Origin of the sequence: Bordetella genomosp. 2 (genome assembly GCF_002261345.1) — a bacterium.
Taxonomy (GTDB): domain Bacteria; phylum Pseudomonadota; class Gammaproteobacteria; order Burkholderiales; family Burkholderiaceae_B; genus Bordetella_A.
In genome coordinates, this window is the sequence record NZ_NEVT01000006.1 from 747299 (window position 1) to 764773 (window position 17475).

Here is a 17475-nt window from a genome sequence, read left to right on the forward strand (position 1 = left end):
GACCAGGCGGCGCGTGGACGAAGGCGATTGCGGCAAGATGAAATATTCCCAGGGCAGACCAACCCAAAATTGTAAACTCTCGGACGTGAAAACCTCGCTGCACCTTTACCGAACCGTGCCGCCTCCCGCGCGGCGCACCCCCTGCGCGCTGACCATCGGCAATTTCGACGGCGTCCACCGGGGCCACCAGGCCATCCTGGCGCGCCTGCGGCAAGCCGCCCAGGAACGTGGGCTGGCGCCCACGGTGATGACCTTCGAACCGCATCCGCGCGAATACTTCGCCACGCTCAACCAGCGTCCGGAGCTCGCCCCCACCCGTATCACGGGCTTGCGCGACAAGCTCGAGGCACTGGCCTGCCAGGGCGTCGCGCGGGTCGTCATCGAGCGTTTCAACGCGCGCCTGGCCGATATGTCCGCCAACGCCTTCATCGAAGACCTGCTGGTGGGCGCCATGCAGACACGCTGGCTGCTGGTCGGCGAGGATTTCCGCTTCGGCCGCAAGCGCAGCGGCGACCTGGACCTGCTGCGCGAGGCCGGCATGGTGCACGGCTTCGAGGTGCAGACCCTGGCCGACATCACCGACCGGCACGGCCACCGGGCGTCCAGCTCGGAGGTCCGCACGGCCCTGGCGGTCGGCGACCTGGCCCGGGCGCAGCACCTGCTCGGCCGTCCGTTCCACATCAGCGGCCATGTCATCCACGGCCAGAAACTGGGCCGCACGCTCGGCTTTCCCACCATGAACCTGCGCGTGGCGCCGCGCTGCGCCGCCCGCTCGGGTATCTATGTAGTGCGGGTCCACGGGCTGGGCGAAAGCGCCCGGCCGGCGGTGGCGAGCCTGGGCGTGCGCCCCACCGTCGAAGACCACGGCCGGGTCCTGCTGGAGGCCCATGTGCTGGATGGCCCCGTCGACGCATACGGTAAACTCGTGCGGGTCGAGTTCCTGCACAAACTGCGGGACGAAGAAAAGTTTCCCGATCTCCCTTCCCTGACTGCCGCCATCGCCGAAGACGCGCGAAACGCGCGCGCCTATTTTGCCGTTCATGGACTATAAAAAGACCCTCAACCTGCCCGATACCCCGTTTCCGATGCGGGGCGATCTCGCCCGCCGCGAACCCGCCTGGGTCGCGCAGTGGGAAGAAAACCACGTCTACCAGGCCATCCGCGCCGCCAGCCGCGGACGCCCGCGCTTCGTGCTGCACGACGGCCCTCCGTATGCCAACGGCGACATCCATATCGGTCACGCGGTCAACAAGATCCTGAAGGACATCATCGTCAAGAGCCGCAACATGGCCGGCTACGACGCCCACTATGTGCCGGGCTGGGACTGCCACGGCATGCCGATCGAAATCCAGATCGAGAAGAAGTTCGGCAAGCACCTGCCCGTCACCGAGGTGCAGGCCAAGGCGCGCGCCTACGCGCTCGAGCAGATCGACCGCCAGCGCAAGGACTTCAAGCGGCTCGGCGTGCTGGGCGAGTGGGACCGCCCGTACCTGACCATGAACCACAGCAATGAGGCCAACGAGATCCGGGCGCTGGGCCGCATTCTGGAAAAAGGCTATGTGTTCCGCGGCCTGAAGCCGGTGAACTGGTGTTTCGACTGCGGCTCGGCCCTGGCCGAGGCCGAGGTCGAGTACGCCGACCGCGTCGACCCGGCGGTGGACGTGGCCTTCCCCTTCGCCGACAAGCCCGGCCTGGCCGCGGCCTTCGGCCTGGACAGCGTGGACGACGGCGCCGTGGTGATCTGGACCACCACGCCCTGGACCATTCCCGCCAACCAGGCGCTGAACATGCACCCCGAGCTGGAGTACGCCCTGGTGCGCGTCACGCCGGCGCCGGCGCACGGCCCGCTGCTGCTGCTGGCGCGCGAACGCGTCGAGGCGTGCCTGAAGGCCTGGGGCCTGGAAGGCGAGGTAATCGCCACCGCGCCGGGCGCCGCGCTGTCCGGCCTGCGCTTCCACCATCCGCTGGCGACCGCCGACGCCGGCTACGCGCGCACCGCGCCGGTCTACATGGGCGACTACGTCACGCTGGACGCCGGCACGGGCGTGGTGCATTCCGCGCCCGCCTACGGCATCGAGGACTTCGTCTCCTGCAAGGCGCACGGGCTGGCCGACGACGACATCATCAGCCCCGTCCTGGGCGACGGCAAGTATGCCGACAGCCTGCCGCTGTTCGGCGGGCTGACCATCTGGGACGCCAACCCGCGCATCATCGAAGCCCTCCAGGGCGCGGGCTCGCTCCTGCACGTGCAGAAGCTGTCGCACAGCTACATGCATTGCTGGCGCCACAAGACCCCGGTCATCTACCGCGCCACCAGCCAATGGTTCGCCGGCATGGACGTCAAGCCGGCCGACGGCGGCCCCACGCTGCGCGAAAGCGCGCTGGCCGGCATCGACGCCACCGCGTTCTACCCGGCCTGGGGCCGGGCGCGCCTGCACGCCATGATCGCCAATCGTCCCGACTGGACGCTGTCGCGCCAGCGCCAGTGGGGCGTGCCCATGGCGTTCTTCGTCCACAAGGAAACCGGCGCCCTGCATCCGCGCACGCCGGAACTGCTCGAACAGGTGGCGCAACGGGTCGAACAGCACGGCATCGAAGCCTGGCAATCGCTCGACCCGCGCGAATTGCTGGGCGATGAAGCCGACCAGTACGAAAAGAACCGCGACACCCTCGACGTCTGGTTCGATTCCGGCACCACCCATGCCACCGTGCTGGGCGGCCGGGACCAGGTGCTGGGCGGCTCGCACGGCGCCGAGCTGGCCTGGCCGGCCGACCTGTACCTGGAAGGCTCGGACCAGCACCGCGGCTGGTTCCATTCGTCGCTGCTGACCGGCTGCATGCTGTTCGGCCAGCCGCCCTACAAGGCGCTGCTGACGCACGGCTTCGTGGTGGACGGCCAGGGCCGCAAGATGAGCAAATCGGTGGGCAACGTGATTGCCCCGCAGAAGGTCTCGGACTCGCTCGGCGCCGAGATCCTGCGCCTGTGGGTGGCCTCGACCGACTATTCGGGCGAACTGTCCATTTCCGACGAGATCCTCAAGCGCGTGGTCGAAGGCTACCGCCGCATCCGCAATACGCTGCGCTTCCTGCTGGCCAACCTGGCCGACTTCGATGCGGTCAACCAGGCGGTGCCGTACGGCGAGCTGTTCGAGATCGACCGCTACGCGCTGGCCATGACGGCGCAGATGCAGGCCGAAGTGCTGGGCCACTACGAACGCTACGATTTCCACCCCGCCGTCTCGCGCCTGCAGACCTTCTGCTCCGAGGACCTGGGCGCGTTCTACCTGGACATCCTCAAGGACCGCCTGTACACCACCGCCGCCGACAGCGCCGCGCGGCGCTCGGCCCAGACGGCGCTGCTGGACATCACCCAGGCGCTGCTCAAGCTGATGGCGCCGATCCTGTCGTTCACCGCCGAGGAGGCCTGGAAGACACTGGCCGATTCGGCCCTGAAGCACCAGGCCGACGCCTCGCGCGTGACCATCTTCACCGAGGTCTATCACGCCCTGCCGCCGTTCGCCGACGCCGATGCGCTGGCCGCCAAATGGAGCCGCCTGCGCGCCATCCGCGCCGATGTGCAGCGCAAGCTCGAAGAAGTGCGCACGGCCGGCGCGATCGGCTCGTCGCTGCAGGCCGAGGTGGACCTGTACGCGGCCGGCGCCGACCACGATTTGCTGGCCAGCCTGGGCGACGACCTGCGCTTCGTCCTGATCGTCTCGCGCGCCAGCGTGCATGCCGGCGAGGGCGAGCTGCGCATCGAGATCGCACCATCCGCGCACAAGAAATGCGAGCGCTGCTGGCATTGGCGCCTGGACGTCGGCAGCGATGCCGACCATCCCGAGATCTGCGGCCGCTGCGTCTCCAACCTGTTCGGCGCGGGCGAACCGCGCGCCAAGGCATAACGCGATGGCGCCCGCCACCGGACAGTCCGCGGCCCGGCCGGGCCGCTCCCCGCGCCCGGCCCATTGGCTCGGCCTGGCGGCCGTGCTGATCGTGCTGGACCAGCTCACCAAGCTGTATTTCGACTCGGCATTCACGTATGGCCAGCGGCTCAACGTATTGCCGGTTTTCGACCTGACGCTGGTGTACAACCGCGGCGCGGCCTTCAGCTTCCTGGCCTCCGAAGCCGGCTGGCAACGCTGGTTCTTCACCGCGCTGGGCATCGTGGCCGCGATCGTCATCGTCTGGCTGCTCCGGCGCAACCAGGACCAGCCGCGCTTCAGCCTGGCCCTCACCCTGATCCTGGGCGGCGCGCTGGGCAACGTGATCGACCGCGTGGCCTATGGCCACGTGATCGACTTCCTGCTGTTCTACTGGAACGACTGGTATTACCCGGCATTCAACCTGGCCGATATCTGCATCACCTGCGGCGCCGTGCTCCTGGTGCTGGACGAACTGCTGCGCGCGCGCTCGGCCCGCAGCCGGTAGGCGACCGTTGGCGCTTAAAATGGCGTTATTCTCATCAACCCCTTGCTGACGGCGCCGCGCGCGCCGGCCCGCCCATGCTCGACCTCGCCCGCAAACGCATCGTCCTCGGCCTGACCGGCGGCATCGCCTGCTACAAGATCGCCGAACTGGTGCGACGCCTGACCGAACAAGGCGCCACGGTCGACGTCGTCATGACCGAGGCCGCCACTCACTTCATCACGCCCGTCACGATGCAGGCCCTGTCGGGTCGACAGGTGTATGTCGATGCCTGGGACGCGCGCATCGCCAACAACATGGCGCACATCGAGCTCACCCGCGGCGCCGATGCCGTGCTGGTGGCGCCGGCCAGCGCCGATTTCATGGCCAAGCTGGCGCACGGCCTGGCCGACGACCTGCTCTCCACGCTGTGCCTGGCGCGCGCCTGCCCGCTACTGGTCGCGCCGGCCATGAACCGCGAGATGTGGGCCAACCCGGCCACCCAGCGCAATGTCGCGCAGCTGCGCGCCGACGGCATCGCCGTGCTGGGCCCGGCGTCGGGCGAGCAGGCGTGCGGCGAGACCGGCGACGGCCGCATGCTGGAAGCCCACGAACTGCTGGCCGACCTGATCGCCTTTTTCCAGCCCAAGGTGCTGGCCGGCCGCCACGTGCTGTTGACGGCGGGGCCCACCTCCGAACCGGTCGATCCGGTCCGCGTCCTGAGCAACCGTTCCTCGGGCAAGACCGGCTATGCGCTGGCCCGCGCCGCGCGCGAAGCCGGCGCCCGCGTCACGCTCGTCACGGGCGCCACTGCCCTGCCCCTGCCGCGCGGCGTCGTCGCGCTGCCCGTCACCACGGCTCGCCAGATGCATGATGCCGTCATGGCCAACGCCCACGACGCCGACGTGTTCATTGCCGTGGCGGCCGTGGCCGACTGGCGCGTCAAGAATGTCAGCAGCCAGAAGCTGAAGAAGACCAGCGAAGGCGGCGGCGCGCCGGTGATGGAGTTCGAGCCCAATCCCGACATCCTGGCCGAAGTGGCCAAGCTGCCCGACGGCCCATGGTGCGTGGGCTTCGCCGCCGAGACCGAAAAGCTCGCCGAGCACGCCGAGGCCAAGCGGGTGCGCAAGGGCATCCCGTTGCTGGTGGGCAATCTGGCGCACAAAGTCATGGATGCCGACACCACCGAACTGGTGCTGTTCGACGCCAACGGCACCCATCCCCTGCCGGCAGGGTCCAAGCTGGATGCGGCGCGCCGGCTGATCGCCGAAATCGCGGCGCGCCTGCCCGCGGCCTGAAGTGGCGCACGCCGGGGCCGGCCGCATGCCTGGCGGATCGGCCCGCGACCCATACCGCCTGTCCGACGTCGACGCCCTGCGCGGTTTCGCGCTGCTCGGCATCCTGGTGGTCAATATCGGCGTCTTCGCCTCCCCCTATTACGGCACGGGCCTGGTCGATCCCGCGTTCGACCGGCCACGGGACCATGTCGTGCTGTGGCTGGTCGCGCTGCTGTTCGAGACGAAGTTCTACTTGCTGTTCTCGTTCCTGTTCGGCTACAGCTTCACCCTGCAGATCGCCGCCGCCGAACGGGCCGGCGCGCCGTTCGCGCCGCGCTTCCGGCGCCGGCTGCTCGGGCTGGCCCTGCTCGGCGCGGCCCATGCCGTATTGCTCTACCAGGGCGATATCCTGTTCGCCTATGCGGTGCTGGGCGCGGTACTGCTGCGGTGGCGCGGGCTGGAGCCCGCGCGCGCGTTGCGGCGGGCCGCCTGGCTGGTGCTGGCCTGTGGCGCCGGCTGGCTGCTGCTGGGCGTGCTGGCGGCCATGGCGCCGGCCGACCCCGCGGACCTGGCCTGGCAACAGGCCGATGTCGCCGCCGCGCTGGCGGCTTACCAGGGCACCATCGCCAGCACCGTGTCGCGCCATCTATATGAATGGCGCACCAGCATGGCATTTGCATTGATCGCCGTCCAGGGGCCTTGCGCGCTGGCGATGTTCCTGGTCGGGCTGGCGGCCGGGCGCCGTGGCCTGCTGGCGGATATCGGCGCCCACGCCCGGCAGTTGCGCCGGGCCGCCTGGGTCGGCTGGCCGGTCGGGCTGGCGGGCGCCGTCGTGTACGCCACCCTGTCGCTGCCGGCGGCGCCGTTCGATGGGGCCATCCTGGGACTGGGCATCGGCCTGTTGAGCGCGCCGTTCCTGACAGCGGCCTACGCGGCCACGCTGTTGCTGTTCCTGCGCACGGGCCCGGGATGCCGCCTGGGCGCCGCCCTGGCGCCCGCCGGGCGCATGGCGCTGAGCAACTACCTGCTGCAATCGCTGGTCTGCGCGTTCATTTTCAAGGCCTATGGATGGCGACTGATCGGCCAGCTATCGCCGCTGGCCGTGCTGGGCATCGCCGCGGCCCTGTTCGCCGCGCAACTGCTTGGCTCGGCGGCCTGGTTGCGCCGCCACGACTACGGGCCGGCCGAATGGCTGCTGCGCGCGCTGACCAACGCCGCCTGGCCGCGCTGGCGCAGCCGCGCCGACGGCCGCTGAGTGGGCCGCTCGTGCGGGCTTCTGGAGCGAACCGCCGCTAGCCGGCGGCCGGGCTGAGCCGGGTGCCGGCCGCGTCGCCGCCCGGCATGATCCGGGCCAGCGCCGCCACCACCGCCAGGGTCAGCAGCACGCGCCCCACGAGGATGATCCAGATATCCGCGCCCAGCGTCAGCAACAAGGCGGTGTCCTCGATCAGCGAATGCGACAGGGAAATCCAGGACAGCGCCAGGAAGCGCGTGCGCGCGGGCAACTGGCGCTTGTCGGCTTCTTCGATGATCAGCGCCCCGCCATAGCTCAGCCCAAGCAGCACCCCGACCGTGGTGACAGGCGCCACGCGCGCATCCAGGCCTGACAGGCGCAGCAACGGCATCAGCACGGCCGTAATGGCGCGGGTCACGCCGGTGCGCTCGAAGATGTCCAACAGCACCAGCAGGGCCACGATGACGCCATAGGTGAGCAGCAGCGACACCGCGGTGCCGCTCAGCCAGCCCAGCAGCCCCCCGGCCTGCGTGTCGGACGCCAGGGCCGAGCTCTGCAGCCATCCCAGCGATACCGGCTCCTGCAGCCAGCCGGCCCACCGGCAGGTCCAGGCCACCGCGGCGCCGTACAGGATGGCGGCCCCGACCCGCAGGCCCGTGGTGGCCCAGAAGCTGGCCCCGGCGCGCCGCACAATGGCCTGCTCCACTGGCAGGCCATGCGCGAACAGCACCATGGAGCACAGTACGCTGAGCTGGGCGGCATTCAGGTCCAGGACGGGCGCGAGCCCGATCAGCGCCGCGATCGCCCCGTAGACCCCGACGCACATCCCCGCGACCCACACGATGCCGGCCTCCGGCGGGAGGTCGAGCAGCCCCATGGCCGGCGCGATGGCGCGTCCCAGCACGTCGACCCAGCCCAGCCATTGCCCCACCTGGACCAGGATCATGATCGGCAACATGACTTTGAGCAGCACCAGGAACAACCGACGGCTGCGACGCCACAAGTTCAGCAGGTAGGACACGACACGGGCTTCCGGAAAATCAGGCAGATGCCAGCATAGAATGGGCGGCCAGAAATAGGCATGCCTTTTATTGCTTAAAAAGAACGTTTATTGTGCAATTGACGGGCTTCCGCACACGAAAATTGCGCCATGGAACTTGATACCTTCGACCATCGCATACTGGCCTTGCTGCAGCGCGATGCCGACCTGTCGAACGCCGCGCTGGCCGACCGCATCGGCCTGTCGCCCTCGGCCTGCCTGCGGCGCGTGGCCCGCCTGAAGCAACACGGCGTCATCCGCCGCATCGTCGCCGTCGTCGACCCGGCCCAGGTGGCGCACGGATTGTCGGCCATCGTCACAGTGGAGTTCGTGCGCCACGGGGCCGCCCACCGGCAGGAATTCATGGCGCGCGTGCGAGCCGAGGCGTCCATCACCCAGTGCTACCTGGTGACCGGCGACATTTCGTGCGTGCTGATCGCCCATCTGCGCGACATGGACGCCTACCTGGCGCTGGCCGAGCGGCTGTTCGAGCAGGACGCCAACGTGGCGGCCTTCTACACCCACATCGTGATGCAGACGATCAAGCACGAGCCCGGGGTCCGGCTCTAGCGCCTGGCCCTAGAGGGCGTGCGGCACACGCGACACCGCGTGCTGCGCCCATTCGGCCAGGGGCAGCGGCGTGCCGCTGTCCAGGATGCGCGCCAGCAATACCTGCATTTGCGGCCAGCCGCCGCGCCCGCTGGGCCAGCGGCGCGGCGTGACGATCCGCCAGGCGCCGTCGGCGCCCCGCTCGGCCATGACGAAGCGGAACGTATAGTAGCCGGCCACCCCCATGCGCAGATCGGTGACCACCAGCGCGTCGTCCAGCACGTCGTAGCGCAGCCAGTCGTTGGTGAACCAGCGCAGGCGCTCATGCAAGGGAGCTTCGGCCAGCACCGCGGCCTGCCCGGGATGCAGCGGCAGGCGCAGCATTTCGGGCGGATCGCGGTCCAGCCAGCCGCTGACCGCTTCGTAGTAATGGCCATCGCCGGTCTTGGCAATGACACGCCAGAGCAAGGTATTGAACGGCATGGGCGTGGCCAGCACGGCGGTAGGCTGCACGCCCTGTTGGCGCAGCGCCTGCTCGACGCGCCGCTCGGCGTGCCAGCGGCCGGCCAGCGACACCCCCAGATAAGCCGTGCTGATCGCCAGTGTCGCGGCCAGGGCCAGGCAGGTCCGGCGCGTGCAGCCCATCAGCGCCGCGGCCGTCACCGCGGCCAGCAGCGGCAGCGTATAGACGGGGTCGATGATGAACACCGCCGACCAGCTCTCCGGGACGCGGTCCAGCGGCCAGAACAGCTGCGTGCCGTAGACCGTGAAGGCGTCCAGCAGTGCGTGCGTGACCAGCACCAGCCACAGGGTCAGCAGCAGGCGCGCGCCGCTGTAGGGCGCGTCCGGCCATCTCTTGCGCACCAGCCAGGCCAGCACGGCCGCCAGTGCGCTCAGGACGAACAGGGAATGGGAGAAGCCGCGGTGATAGGTCATCAGCGACACGGGATCGGGATAGCTGACCAATACGTCGAGATCCGGCACGCTGCCCAGCAGCGCGCCGTACAGGAGCGCCTTGCGGCCCTGATAGCGCCCCAGCAGCGCGCCCTGAATACCGGCGCCCAGCACCGCCTGAGTAAGAGAATCCATGTGGTCCGGCCGGCTCCGAGAGAATGGCTGCGTTCGCGCCGCCGACCCCGCGCGGCGTCCGGGGCGCGGATGGCGACAGGCGTTAAGATACCGCATCGGCTGCCAGCCGTTTTTCCCCACAGGACCCCGATCCATGGCCATCGACGGCGAACCCAAAGACGGCGATTTCGTCCGCTACATCGAGATGCTGAACCGACAGGCCGGCGGCTCGCCCGGCCACGTGCCGCCGCGCCAGCCGCGCGAGGCCCGCCGGCGCCAGCCGGCCGCCGCGCCCGTGCCCGCGCCAGCCGCGCCGGATCCCGCCGTCCCGGATGACAAGCCAGCTCCTACGCTGGCCGCGCGCAGCGGGCAGCGCCGCATCGCCCTGGGCCTGACCATCGCCGGCCTGGTCGCGGCCTGGCACGCGGCGCGCTTGTTCGGCGCAGCGCTGGAACAGCGGCCCGTCGAGATCGACGAGCTGATCCCGGCGATTTTCCTGGCCGTGTGCGCCTTCATGCTGTTCAAGGGCGGCAGCCGCCTGCGCGCCGCCCAGCGCAAGCCGCTGCCCGCGCTGCCGCCGCTGTCCACCCTGCCCGGCGGCCGGAATCGCTCCACCTGAACGGCGCGGCGATCCGCCGCGCGGTGCTAACATTTCGGCCCCACGGCGTGCCGGCCCATCCATATTGCGGAGTGAAAGTGAGCGACATCCAGCCCGGATTGACACCAGCCCAGGCGGCGACCATGCTGAAATTGCAGGACCGCCTCAACAGCATCATCAACCCCGACTGGATCGGCGGCGGCGCGCGCTTCCTGCGCGCCGCGTTCGTGGAGTCGGCCGAGGCGCTCGAGCACCATGGCTGGAAGTGGTGGAAAAAGCAGTCGATCGACCTGCCGCAGGTGCAGATGGAGCTGATCGACATCCTGCACTTCTACCTGTCGCACACGCTGGTGTCGGCCGGCGGGTCCGCCGAGGATGCGGCGCACCTGCTGGTCGCCGACCTGGCCTCGCCCGACGCGATCGCCCTGGACGGCAACACTTACCGGCTGGGCGAGCTCGACGTGCCGATGCTGCTCGAACTGATCGGGGGCCTGGCGGTATGCGGCCGCGCCAGCTACAAGGTGCTGGAATGCACCATGGCGCGCTGCGACCTGTCATGGAACGACGCCTTCACGCAATACGTGTCCAAGAACGTGCTGAACATCTTCCGCCAGGAGCACGGCTACAAGGACGGCACCTACGTGAAGATCTGGCGGGGCGAAGAAGACAACGTCGTGCTGGCGCGCCTGATGGCCGGCCTGGACCCGGCGCGCGCCGATTTCGCCGAGGCGCTGCACGCCGGGCTGCAGCAGGCCTACGCGCAGGCCCGCTGAACCCGCGGGGCCGCTAGGCGGCCTCGATCACCGTCTGCAGGAACTGCTGGGTGCGCTCCTCGCGCGGATTCGAGAACAGCACGCTGGACTCGGCGTCTTCGACGATATTGCCCTGGTCGAAGAACAGCGTGCGATCGGAACTGCGCTCGGCGAAACCCATCTGGTGCGTCACGATGATCATGGTCATGGTGCGCTTGGCGGCCAGGTCGCGCAGGATCTGCAGAATGCCGCCCACCAGTTCCGGATCGAGCGCGGACGTCACTTCGTCGAACAGCATGATCTCCGGATGCATCGCCAGTGCCCGCGCGATGCCGACACGCTGCTTCTGGCCGCCCGAAAGCTGCGCCGGATAGGCGTCCAGCTTGTCGCCCAGGCCCACCAGCTCCAGATAATCGCGCGCGCGCTGGGCGGCTTCATCGCGCGGCACGCGCGATACGTGCACCGGCGCTTCCATCACATTGCCCAGCGCGGTCTTGTGGGGGAACAGGTTGAAATGCTGGAACACCATGCCGATCTTGCCGCGCACGCGCCGTACGTGCGCCGAATTCGGCCCCATCGTGCGCCCCTGGGCGTCGACCCACATGGACTCGTCGTCGATCAGGATCTCGCCGCTGGTGGGGCGGTCCAGCGTCATCAGGAGACGCAACAAGGTCGACTTGCCCGACCCCGACGGCCCGATGATGGAGACGGTCTGGCCGGCCGGGATCTCCAGGTTGATGCCGCGCAGCACTTCCAGCTCGCCGTAGCGCTTGCACAAATTGTTCAGGCGAATGCTCGCGCTCATCGTGTACCTCCGAATTGTTTCAGCCACGCCTCCAGCCGGCGCACGCTCCAGGCCGCCGCCAGGCTCAGCACCAGGAACAGCACGCCCACCAGGGTCAGCGGTTCGGTATAGCGGAAGGTGGCCGAGCCGATGATCTTGCTTTGCTGCAGCACCTCGACCACCGTGATGGCCGACAACAGCGGCGTATCCTTGAACATGGCGACCAGGTAGTTGCCCAGCGCCGGCACCACTGGCGGAATGGCCTGCGGCAGCACCACGCCCACGGCGGTGCGCCAGGGCGACAGGTTCAGCGCGGTGGCAGCCTCCAGCTGGCCGCGCGGCACCGCCTCGATGCCGGCGCGGTAGACCTCGGCGCAATAAGCCGCATAGTGCACGCCCAGCGCCAGGATGCCGGTGGCCAGCGGTGACATCTGTACGCCGGTCTGCGGCAGCACGTAGAACAGGAAGTACATCTGCACCAGCAGCGGCGTGCTGCGCACGAACTCGATCAGCACCGCCACGGGCGCCGATATCCAGCGCAGCCGCACCCGGCGCAGCATCGCCAGCACCAGCCCCAACGTCACCGCGACCAGCATGCCCAGCAGCGTGGCCTGGATGGTGATCACCAGCGCCGAACCGAGCGCCGGCAAGATTTCCCAGGCGAAGCTCCAGTCGAAAATAGGCTTCATCGGACTCGGAACCTCCGCTCCAGCAGGCGGATGCCCGCCGTGATGACCAGCGCCACGGCGAAGTACAGCAGCAGCAACAACAGGAATATCTCAGTCGTGCGCAACGTCTCGGCGCGCAGCATCTGGCCGCGGAAAGTCAGGTCGGTGATGGTGATCAGCGACACCAGCGCGGTATTCTTCAGCAGCTCGATGAACAGATTGCCGGCCGGCGGCAGCATCGCGGGAAACGCCTGCGGCAAGACGATGCGCCGCATGCACTGCGCCGACGTCATGTTCAGCGCCACGGCGGCTTCGCGCTGCCCCGGCGCGACCGCCAGGATCGCGCCGCGCACCACCTCGGCGCCGTAGGCGCCGGCGTTGGCCGCCAGCACGACGATACCCACGGTCACGGCCGGCAGCTTCAGGCCGAACAGCGGCAACACGTAATAGAACCAGAACAGCTGCACCAGCGCGGAAGTGCCGCGGAACACTTCGACATAGACCAGCGCCGGCCAGCTGACCCAACGGTGGGACGACAAGCGCGCCAGGCCGGCGGCCAACGCCAGGGGCACCGCCAGCACGGCGGCGCCCGCGGTAATGCGCAGCGTCACCCATAACCCGTCGAGCAGCGGGGGCAACAGCGTTGCTAAACCTTGCATGGTGGTCGCCACGCCTTACTGGCCGTTCGCCGCGCACAATTTGGCGGCGGTCACGTCGCCGGGCAGCTCTTCCTTGGTGAAGCCGAACGGCTGCACGACCTTGGCGTGCTCCTCCGTGCCGATGAACTTGGCCAGCTCGGCATTGAACGCATCGACGAATTCCTGGTCCTCGGTGCGGAACGCAAATGCGCCGTAGCCGCGCACATTCTTGCCATCGATGACCGGATCCGTGAACGGCTCGGCCTTTTCCAGGTCGCCGGCGGCGGTCTTGTTCATCAGGTCGTTGACGGTCAAGGCCGTGGCGGCGTATGCATCGGCGCGGCCGGCCTGGACGCCCGAGAGGGCGCTGACCACGTCGGGAAACACCACCACGCGGTCGACCGGGATCTCCGATTTGCGGGCGTATTCGCCTTCGATGGCGCCCACCACCACGCCCAGCTTGGCGTCATCCTGCTTGGCGATGTCTTCGTAGCTATGCAGGTTCTTGGGGTTGCCCTTCTGCACCAGAAACGACTGGCCCACGCCATAGGTGGGGTTCGAGAAGGCAACCTGCTGGCAGCGCTCGGGCGTCACGTACATGCCGGCGGCAATGATGTCGAAACGCTTGGCCTGCAGGCCCGGAATCAGCGAGCCGAACTCGGTCAACACCCCTTCCACCTCGTTGATGCCCATGCGCTTGAGCACGACCCGGGCAATCTCCACGGCTTCGCCGGTGATCTGGTTCTTGCTGCTGTCCATGTAGGCGTAAGGCGCTTCGTTGGCATAACCGATGCGGATTTTGCCGGCCGCCTTGGCGGCCTGGAGGGTGCTTTGCTCGGCGGGAGGATTGCCGGCGGCGGGCTTGGCCGCTTCATCATCGGACCCCGAATCGGAGCATGCCGCCATCAGCCCGAGACTCAGTGCCAGTACGGCCCACTTTGTCGTGTTCAGAATGCGTGTCATGCGCCACTCCCTATCAAAATATTATGTACAGAATTAATTCACGCGAAATAGTACGCCAATTAATCATTTCAGCACAAAGTATATAGCGACAAAAAAGGCAGGCCGGCGGCCTGCCCCGAATGAACGCGTCGAGTCGCTGCGCGGAAAGACCGGCTACAGCGGCAGCTGGCCTGCTGTAACGGCGCCGTTACTTGCCCGCGTAGGAGAAGCGGCCGTCGCGTATCACGCCCATGACGCGCGCGCGTTCGTCAAAGCCTTGATGGTCGGTCTTGGAAATGTTGAGCACGCCGTTGGGCACCACCAGGTCACGGGTGTTTTCCAGCGCATCGCGCAGCGCCGCGCGGAATTCCGGAGTGCCGGGCTTGGCCCCCGTCTTCAAGGCGCGGCCCACGGCGGAGTCGAGCAGCATCCAGGCGCCATAGGCGTCGCCGGCGAACTGGGTCAACGTATGCGGGCCATGCTCGGCCTCGTACTTGTCGGCAAAGGCCACGGCCACCTGCTTGACCGGATTGCCGTCGGGCAGTTCGCGCGCCACCACGCCAGGCCCCGTGGGGAACAGCGTGCCTTCCACGTCCTTGCCCCCTACCTGCAGGAACTCCAGCGTGCCGATGCCGTGCGTCTGGTAGATCGGCCCCTTGTAGCCGCGCTCCAGCAGGGTCTTCTGCGGCAATGCGGCCGGCGTGCCCGAGCCCGCGATCAGCACCGCGTCGGGCTTGGCGGCCATGGCCTTGAGCACCTGCCCCATCACCGACGCATCGTTGCGCTGGAAGCGCTCGTGCGCCACCACCTTGATGTCGTTGCCCGCGGCCTTGTTGAATTCGCTCCACCAGCTGTCGCCGTAGGAATCGGCGAACCCGATGAGCGCGACATGCTTGATGCCCTTGCTGCGCATGTCGTCCACCAGCGCCGTGGCCATCAGCGAATCGTTCTGCGGCATCTTGAACGCCCAGCGGCGCTTGGGATCGTCCGCCGGCTCGACGATGACGGCCGACGCCGCCAGCGCGACCATCGGCGTGCCGGTCTCGGCCAGCACGTCCAGGCCGGCCAGCGCCGCCGCGGTGATGTTGGGACCGACGATGGCGTCGACCTTGTCTTCGGAAGTCAGCTTGCGCATGTTCTTGACTGCGCGGCTGACGTCGGTGCCGTCATCCAGCACGATATAACGGGCCGGCTGCCCCCCCAGCGTCGGCGGCCACAGGCGCAGCGCATTGTTGGTCTGGATGCCGATGGCGGCCGCCGGGCCAGTGGTCGAGACGTCGACGCCGATCACGACTTCGGCGCGTGCCGACCAGGACAGCAGGGGCAGGACGATGGCGGCGAGCGCCGCCAGGCGTGGCAGGGAAATGGGCATGGCGAATATCCGCTGGTAGAAGGAATATGGCGATACAGTGACTGCGCCAGGCGCTATTTTGCCCCAGCGGGGCGGCGCCCGTCGCGCGAGTGCGCCTCGTAGACCATGGCGGCCAGGGTCAGGTCCTCGAGCGCGCTGCCCACCGCCTTGAACACGGTGACCTGGCTGGCGGCGGTGCGGCCCGGCGCCTGGCCCGAAATCAAGTCGGCCAGCGTGCCGCGTATCGCCGCCGGCGCCAGCACGCCCGCCTCGAAGGCGGCCAGCAGGTCGCCGGACTTGGTGGGCGCTTCGTCCGTGTCCACATAGACTTCCGTGCCATCGAAGCAGGCCGGATCGGTTTCTTTCATGTCGGGCTTGAAGCTGCCGATCAGGTCCAGGTGCGTGCCGGGGCGCAGCCAGGCGCCCCGCACCAGCGGCTCGGTCGACAAGGTGGCACAGCTGACAATGTCCGCCTGCCGCACCGCCGGCTCGAGCGCCTCCACCGCCTGGGCATCGAACCCCTGGCCCGCGAGCGACGCGGCCAGCGCCCGCGCCCCCTCGGGACGCACATTCCACACCAGGACGCGCTCGATGGGGCGCACCGCGCGCATGGCGGGCGCCAACAGCCCGGCGATCCGGCCCGACCCCACGATGAGCAGCACGCGCGCATCCGGCCGCGCCAGGCAGGAGGCGCCCAGCGCGGCCGCGCCGGCGGTGCGCCACACCGTGACCACGTCGCCGTCGACCTGCGCCAGCGGCACGCCGGTGCGCGCGCTGTACAAGCTATAGACGGCGTGCAGGCCGGGCAGGCCCTGGCGGGTGTTCTCGGGAAAGATATTGATGACCTTGACGCCGAAATAGCCCTGCTCGTTCCAGGCCGGCATGATCAACGAGGTGCCGCGCGCCCCGCCCGACTCGATGCTGTGCACATGGCGCGGCGGCACACTGGCCCCCGCCTGGAAGGCATCGCGCAAGGCGGCGATGACATCGGGAAACGCCAGCGCGCGGCGGGTCTGCTCGGTATCGATGATCAGCATTCAAGGCCTCCGTTGGGAGGCCTATTATCGCCCTGCCGCCGGGCAGCAAAATGCCAGCCCGGAAGCTGGCATTTTGTTCGGCCCTGGGACCGGATCAGCGGCGGCGATCGTGGTAGGCGGAGATGGTGGGATGGACGCGCCGGCCTTCATCCATGGCATGCAGCACTTCGCCGACGGATTCCAGAAAACGGGTGACACCCTGCCTGAAGCGCCGCCAGCCACCCGGCGCTCCGCCCGACGGCTTGCCTGACGCCGCGGCCTTGCGAGTGGAATCTTCCATGACCAACTCCTTGAGAAGAATGAAAGGGAACCACGTCAAGCCATCTTAGACCTCAAATTGCTGCTTCACAACATGTATCGCTATTCAGACGGATTCGTTGTTTATTGAGTACATGCTGGCAGGCAGCCATTCGGAAAGTCCGTCTTTTTCTGCATCGCACCATACGCACCGTAAAAACATCCTCGGCCCCATGGGTTTACTAGACGACCGGTCTAATAGTGGCTAGAGTAGCGCCATGAACCCGCATCCCCCTACCGACGTGCGCCAGCACATCCTCGACGTGGCCCGCCCGCTGCTGCTGGACCGGGGCTATACCGCCGTGGGGCTGGCCGAGATCCTGGCCGCGGCGCAAGTGCCGAAAGGGTCGTTCTATCACTACTTCGGCTCCAAGGACGCATTCGGCCAGGCAGTGCTGGAAAGCTATTTCACCGAATACCTGGCCCATATGGACGTCCTGCTGGCGCAACCCGGCACCGCCGCGCAACGCTTGATGGCCTACTTCATGGACTGGCTCGAGTCCCAGACTGGCGATTCGGCGCAAAGCCGCTGCCTGGTGGTCAAGCTGGGAGCGGAAGTCTGCGACCTATCCGAAAGCATGCGCTCGGCGCTCGAACAAGGCACGCGAACCATCACCGGACGGCTGGCGCGCTGCATCGCAGACGGCCAGGCGGACGGCTCGCTGCCCGCCGCGCCTGAGGCGTCCGCGCTGGCCGTCTCCCTGTACCAGACATGGCTGGGCGCCAGTCTGCTTGCCAAGATCACGCGCGACCGCGCGCCGCTGGCCACCGCCCTGGCCTGCACCCGTCAAGCGCTGGGCCTGTCGTCCGGCGCATGACGCCCCCCTCCCTCTTGGA

18 protein-coding genes are annotated in these 17475 nt (G+C 68.2%); 9 read left to right on the plus strand and 9 right to left on the minus strand.

The genetic code is table 11. The features are described 5' to 3' along the window. Window positions 1-85 precede the first annotated feature (85 nt). From CAL24_RS13710 to CAL24_RS13730, 5 genes are all read left to right on the plus strand, one after another. Window positions 86-1051, plus strand: a complete 966-nt coding sequence (locus CAL24_RS13710; protein ID WP_094806967.1) for a bifunctional riboflavin kinase/FAD synthetase — start codon at window positions 86-88, stop codon at window positions 1049-1051. Next, window positions 1041-3902 carry an isoleucine--tRNA ligase gene (ileS, locus tag CAL24_RS13715; RefSeq protein WP_028355674.1) on the plus strand — a complete coding sequence of 954 codons (2862 nt, stop codon included), beginning with the start codon at window positions 1041-1043 and terminating at the stop codon, window positions 3900-3902. The genes CAL24_RS13710 and ileS overlap by 11 nt, the downstream gene beginning before the upstream one ends. Window positions 3903-3906: 4 nt before the next feature. Continuing rightward, the gene (gene lspA, locus CAL24_RS13720; RefSeq protein ID WP_094806968.1) at window positions 3907-4428 is read left to right on the plus strand and encodes a signal peptidase II; all 522 of its coding nucleotides are present in this window, start codon (window positions 3907-3909) and stop codon (window positions 4426-4428) included. Window positions 4429-4502: 74 nt separating this feature from the next. Beyond that, complete coding sequence (coaBC, locus tag CAL24_RS13725; RefSeq protein ID WP_028355672.1) at window positions 4503-5702, plus strand: bifunctional phosphopantothenoylcysteine decarboxylase/phosphopantothenate--cysteine ligase CoaBC; 1200 nt, start codon at window positions 4503-4505, stop codon at window positions 5700-5702. Between the two features lie 25 nt (window positions 5703-5727). After that, complete coding sequence (locus CAL24_RS13730) at window positions 5728-6936, plus strand: DUF418 domain-containing protein (RefSeq protein WP_094807271.1); 1209 nt, start codon at window positions 5728-5730, stop codon at window positions 6934-6936. A 37-nt stretch (window positions 6937-6973) separates the two neighbouring features. Here the strand turns inward: CAL24_RS13730 and CAL24_RS13735 are convergent, their stop codons facing one another. Beyond that, window positions 6974-7936 (minus strand): nucleoside recognition domain-containing protein, encoded by a 963-nt coding sequence (locus CAL24_RS13735; RefSeq protein ID WP_028355670.1) that lies wholly within the window; start codon window positions 7934-7936, stop codon window positions 6974-6976. Window positions 7937-8065: 129 nt separating this feature from the next. Between CAL24_RS13735 and CAL24_RS13740 the strand changes: the two genes are divergently transcribed. Beyond that, complete coding sequence (locus CAL24_RS13740) at window positions 8066-8524, plus strand: Lrp/AsnC family transcriptional regulator (protein WP_028355669.1); 459 nt, start codon at window positions 8066-8068, stop codon at window positions 8522-8524. 9 nt (window positions 8525-8533) lie between these two features. On the opposite strand, the gene CAL24_RS13745 is transcribed toward CAL24_RS13740, so the two are convergent. Continuing rightward, window positions 8534-9592: a metal-dependent hydrolase gene (locus CAL24_RS13745; protein ID WP_028355668.1), complete on the minus strand. Its 1059-nt coding sequence runs from the start codon at window positions 9590-9592 to the stop codon at window positions 8534-8536. Window positions 9593-9725: 133 nt separating this feature from the next. Here CAL24_RS13745 and CAL24_RS13750 point away from each other — a divergent pair, with 133 nt between their 5' ends. Both CAL24_RS13750 and CAL24_RS13755 read left to right on the plus strand, forming a co-directional pair. Then, entirely contained in the window at window positions 9726-10190 is a 465-nt protein-coding gene (locus CAL24_RS13750; RefSeq protein WP_094806969.1) for a hypothetical protein, read from the plus strand. Window positions 10191-10312: 122 nt separating this feature from the next. Then, window positions 10313-10942, plus strand: coding sequence for a dUTPase (locus CAL24_RS13755; RefSeq protein ID WP_038853924.1), 630 nt, complete (start codon window positions 10313-10315; stop codon window positions 10940-10942). A 13-nt stretch (window positions 10943-10955) separates the two neighbouring features. Here the strand turns inward: CAL24_RS13755 and ehuA are convergent, their stop codons facing one another. From ehuA to CAL24_RS13790, 7 genes are all read right to left on the minus strand, one after another. After that, window positions 10956-11726 (minus strand): ectoine/hydroxyectoine ABC transporter ATP-binding protein EhuA, encoded by a 771-nt coding sequence (ehuA, locus tag CAL24_RS13760; protein ID WP_028355665.1) that lies wholly within the window; start codon window positions 11724-11726, stop codon window positions 10956-10958. Further along, complete coding sequence (ehuD, locus tag CAL24_RS13765) at window positions 11723-12394, minus strand: ectoine/hydroxyectoine ABC transporter permease subunit EhuD (protein WP_094806970.1); 672 nt, start codon at window positions 12392-12394, stop codon at window positions 11723-11725. The genes ehuA and ehuD overlap by 4 nt, the downstream gene beginning before the upstream one ends. After that, window positions 12391-13032, minus strand: a complete 642-nt coding sequence (gene ehuC / locus CAL24_RS13770) for an ectoine/hydroxyectoine ABC transporter permease subunit EhuC (protein WP_094806971.1) — start codon at window positions 13030-13032, stop codon at window positions 12391-12393. Before ehuC ends, ehuD begins: the two co-directional genes overlap by 4 nt. Window positions 13033-13047: 15 nt before the next feature. After that, on the minus strand, window positions 13048-13974 hold the full coding sequence (gene ehuB / locus CAL24_RS13775) for an ectoine/hydroxyectoine ABC transporter substrate-binding protein EhuB (RefSeq protein WP_094806972.1): 927 nt from the start codon (window positions 13972-13974) through the stop codon (window positions 13048-13050). 187 nt (window positions 13975-14161) lie between these two features. Then, a complete protein-coding gene (locus CAL24_RS13780) occupies window positions 14162-15325 on the minus strand; it encodes an ABC transporter substrate-binding protein (RefSeq protein ID WP_094806973.1) in 1164 nt (387 codons plus the stop codon). Between the two features lie 53 nt (window positions 15326-15378). Next, window positions 15379-16341, minus strand: coding sequence for an ornithine cyclodeaminase family protein (locus CAL24_RS13785; protein ID WP_094806974.1), 963 nt, complete (start codon window positions 16339-16341; stop codon window positions 15379-15381). A gap of 94 nt (window positions 16342-16435) precedes the next feature. Continuing rightward, window positions 16436-16621, minus strand: coding sequence for a hypothetical protein (locus CAL24_RS13790; RefSeq protein ID WP_038853922.1), 186 nt, complete (start codon window positions 16619-16621; stop codon window positions 16436-16438). 235 nt (window positions 16622-16856) lie between these two features. On the opposite strand from CAL24_RS13790, the gene CAL24_RS13795 reads away from it, so the two are divergent. Continuing rightward, window positions 16857-17456 carry a TetR/AcrR family transcriptional regulator gene (locus CAL24_RS13795; protein WP_094806975.1) on the plus strand — a complete coding sequence of 200 codons (600 nt, stop codon included), beginning with the start codon at window positions 16857-16859 and terminating at the stop codon, window positions 17454-17456. Window positions 17457-17475 lie beyond the last annotated feature (19 nt).

Coding starts and splice junctions, on each gene's coding strand:
- ileS (WP_028355674.1), top strand. CDS start 1,041: ATGGACTATAAAAAGACCCTCAACCTGCCCGATACCCCGTTTCCGATG.
- lspA (WP_094806968.1), top strand. CDS start 3,907: ATGGCGCCCGCCACCGGACAGTCCGCGGCCCGGCCGGGCCGCTCCCCG.
- coaBC (WP_028355672.1), top strand. CDS start 4,503: ATGCTCGACCTCGCCCGCAAACGCATCGTCCTCGGCCTGACCGGCGGC.
- CAL24_RS13730 (WP_094807271.1), top strand. CDS start 5,728: ATGCCTGGCGGATCGGCCCGCGACCCATACCGCCTGTCCGACGTCGAC.
- CAL24_RS13740 (WP_028355669.1), top strand. CDS start 8,066: ATGGAACTTGATACCTTCGACCATCGCATACTGGCCTTGCTGCAGCGC.
- CAL24_RS13745 (WP_028355668.1), bottom strand. CDS start 9,592: ATGGATTCTCTTACTCAGGCGGTGCTGGGCGCCGGTATTCAGGGCGCG.
- CAL24_RS13750 (WP_094806969.1), top strand. CDS start 9,726: ATGGCCATCGACGGCGAACCCAAAGACGGCGATTTCGTCCGCTACATC.
- CAL24_RS13755 (WP_038853924.1), top strand. CDS start 10,313: ATGCTGAAATTGCAGGACCGCCTCAACAGCATCATCAACCCCGACTGG.
- ehuA (WP_028355665.1), bottom strand. CDS start 11,726: ATGAGCGCGAGCATTCGCCTGAACAATTTGTGCAAGCGCTACGGCGAG.
- ehuD (WP_094806970.1), bottom strand. CDS start 12,394: ATGAAGCCTATTTTCGACTGGAGCTTCGCCTGGGAAATCTTGCCGGCG.
- ehuC (WP_094806971.1), bottom strand. CDS start 13,032: ATGCAAGGTTTAGCAACGCTGTTGCCCCCGCTGCTCGACGGGTTATGG.
- ehuB (WP_094806972.1), bottom strand. CDS start 13,974: ATGACACGCATTCTGAACACGACAAAGTGGGCCGTACTGGCACTGAGT.
- CAL24_RS13780 (WP_094806973.1), bottom strand. CDS start 15,325: ATGCCCATTTCCCTGCCACGCCTGGCGGCGCTCGCCGCCATCGTCCTG.
- CAL24_RS13785 (WP_094806974.1), bottom strand. CDS start 16,341: ATGCTGATCATCGATACCGAGCAGACCCGCCGCGCGCTGGCGTTTCCC.
- CAL24_RS13790 (WP_038853922.1), bottom strand. CDS start 16,621: ATGGAAGATTCCACTCGCAAGGCCGCGGCGTCAGGCAAGCCGTCGGGC.
- CAL24_RS13795 (WP_094806975.1), top strand. CDS start 16,857: ATGAACCCGCATCCCCCTACCGACGTGCGCCAGCACATCCTCGACGTG.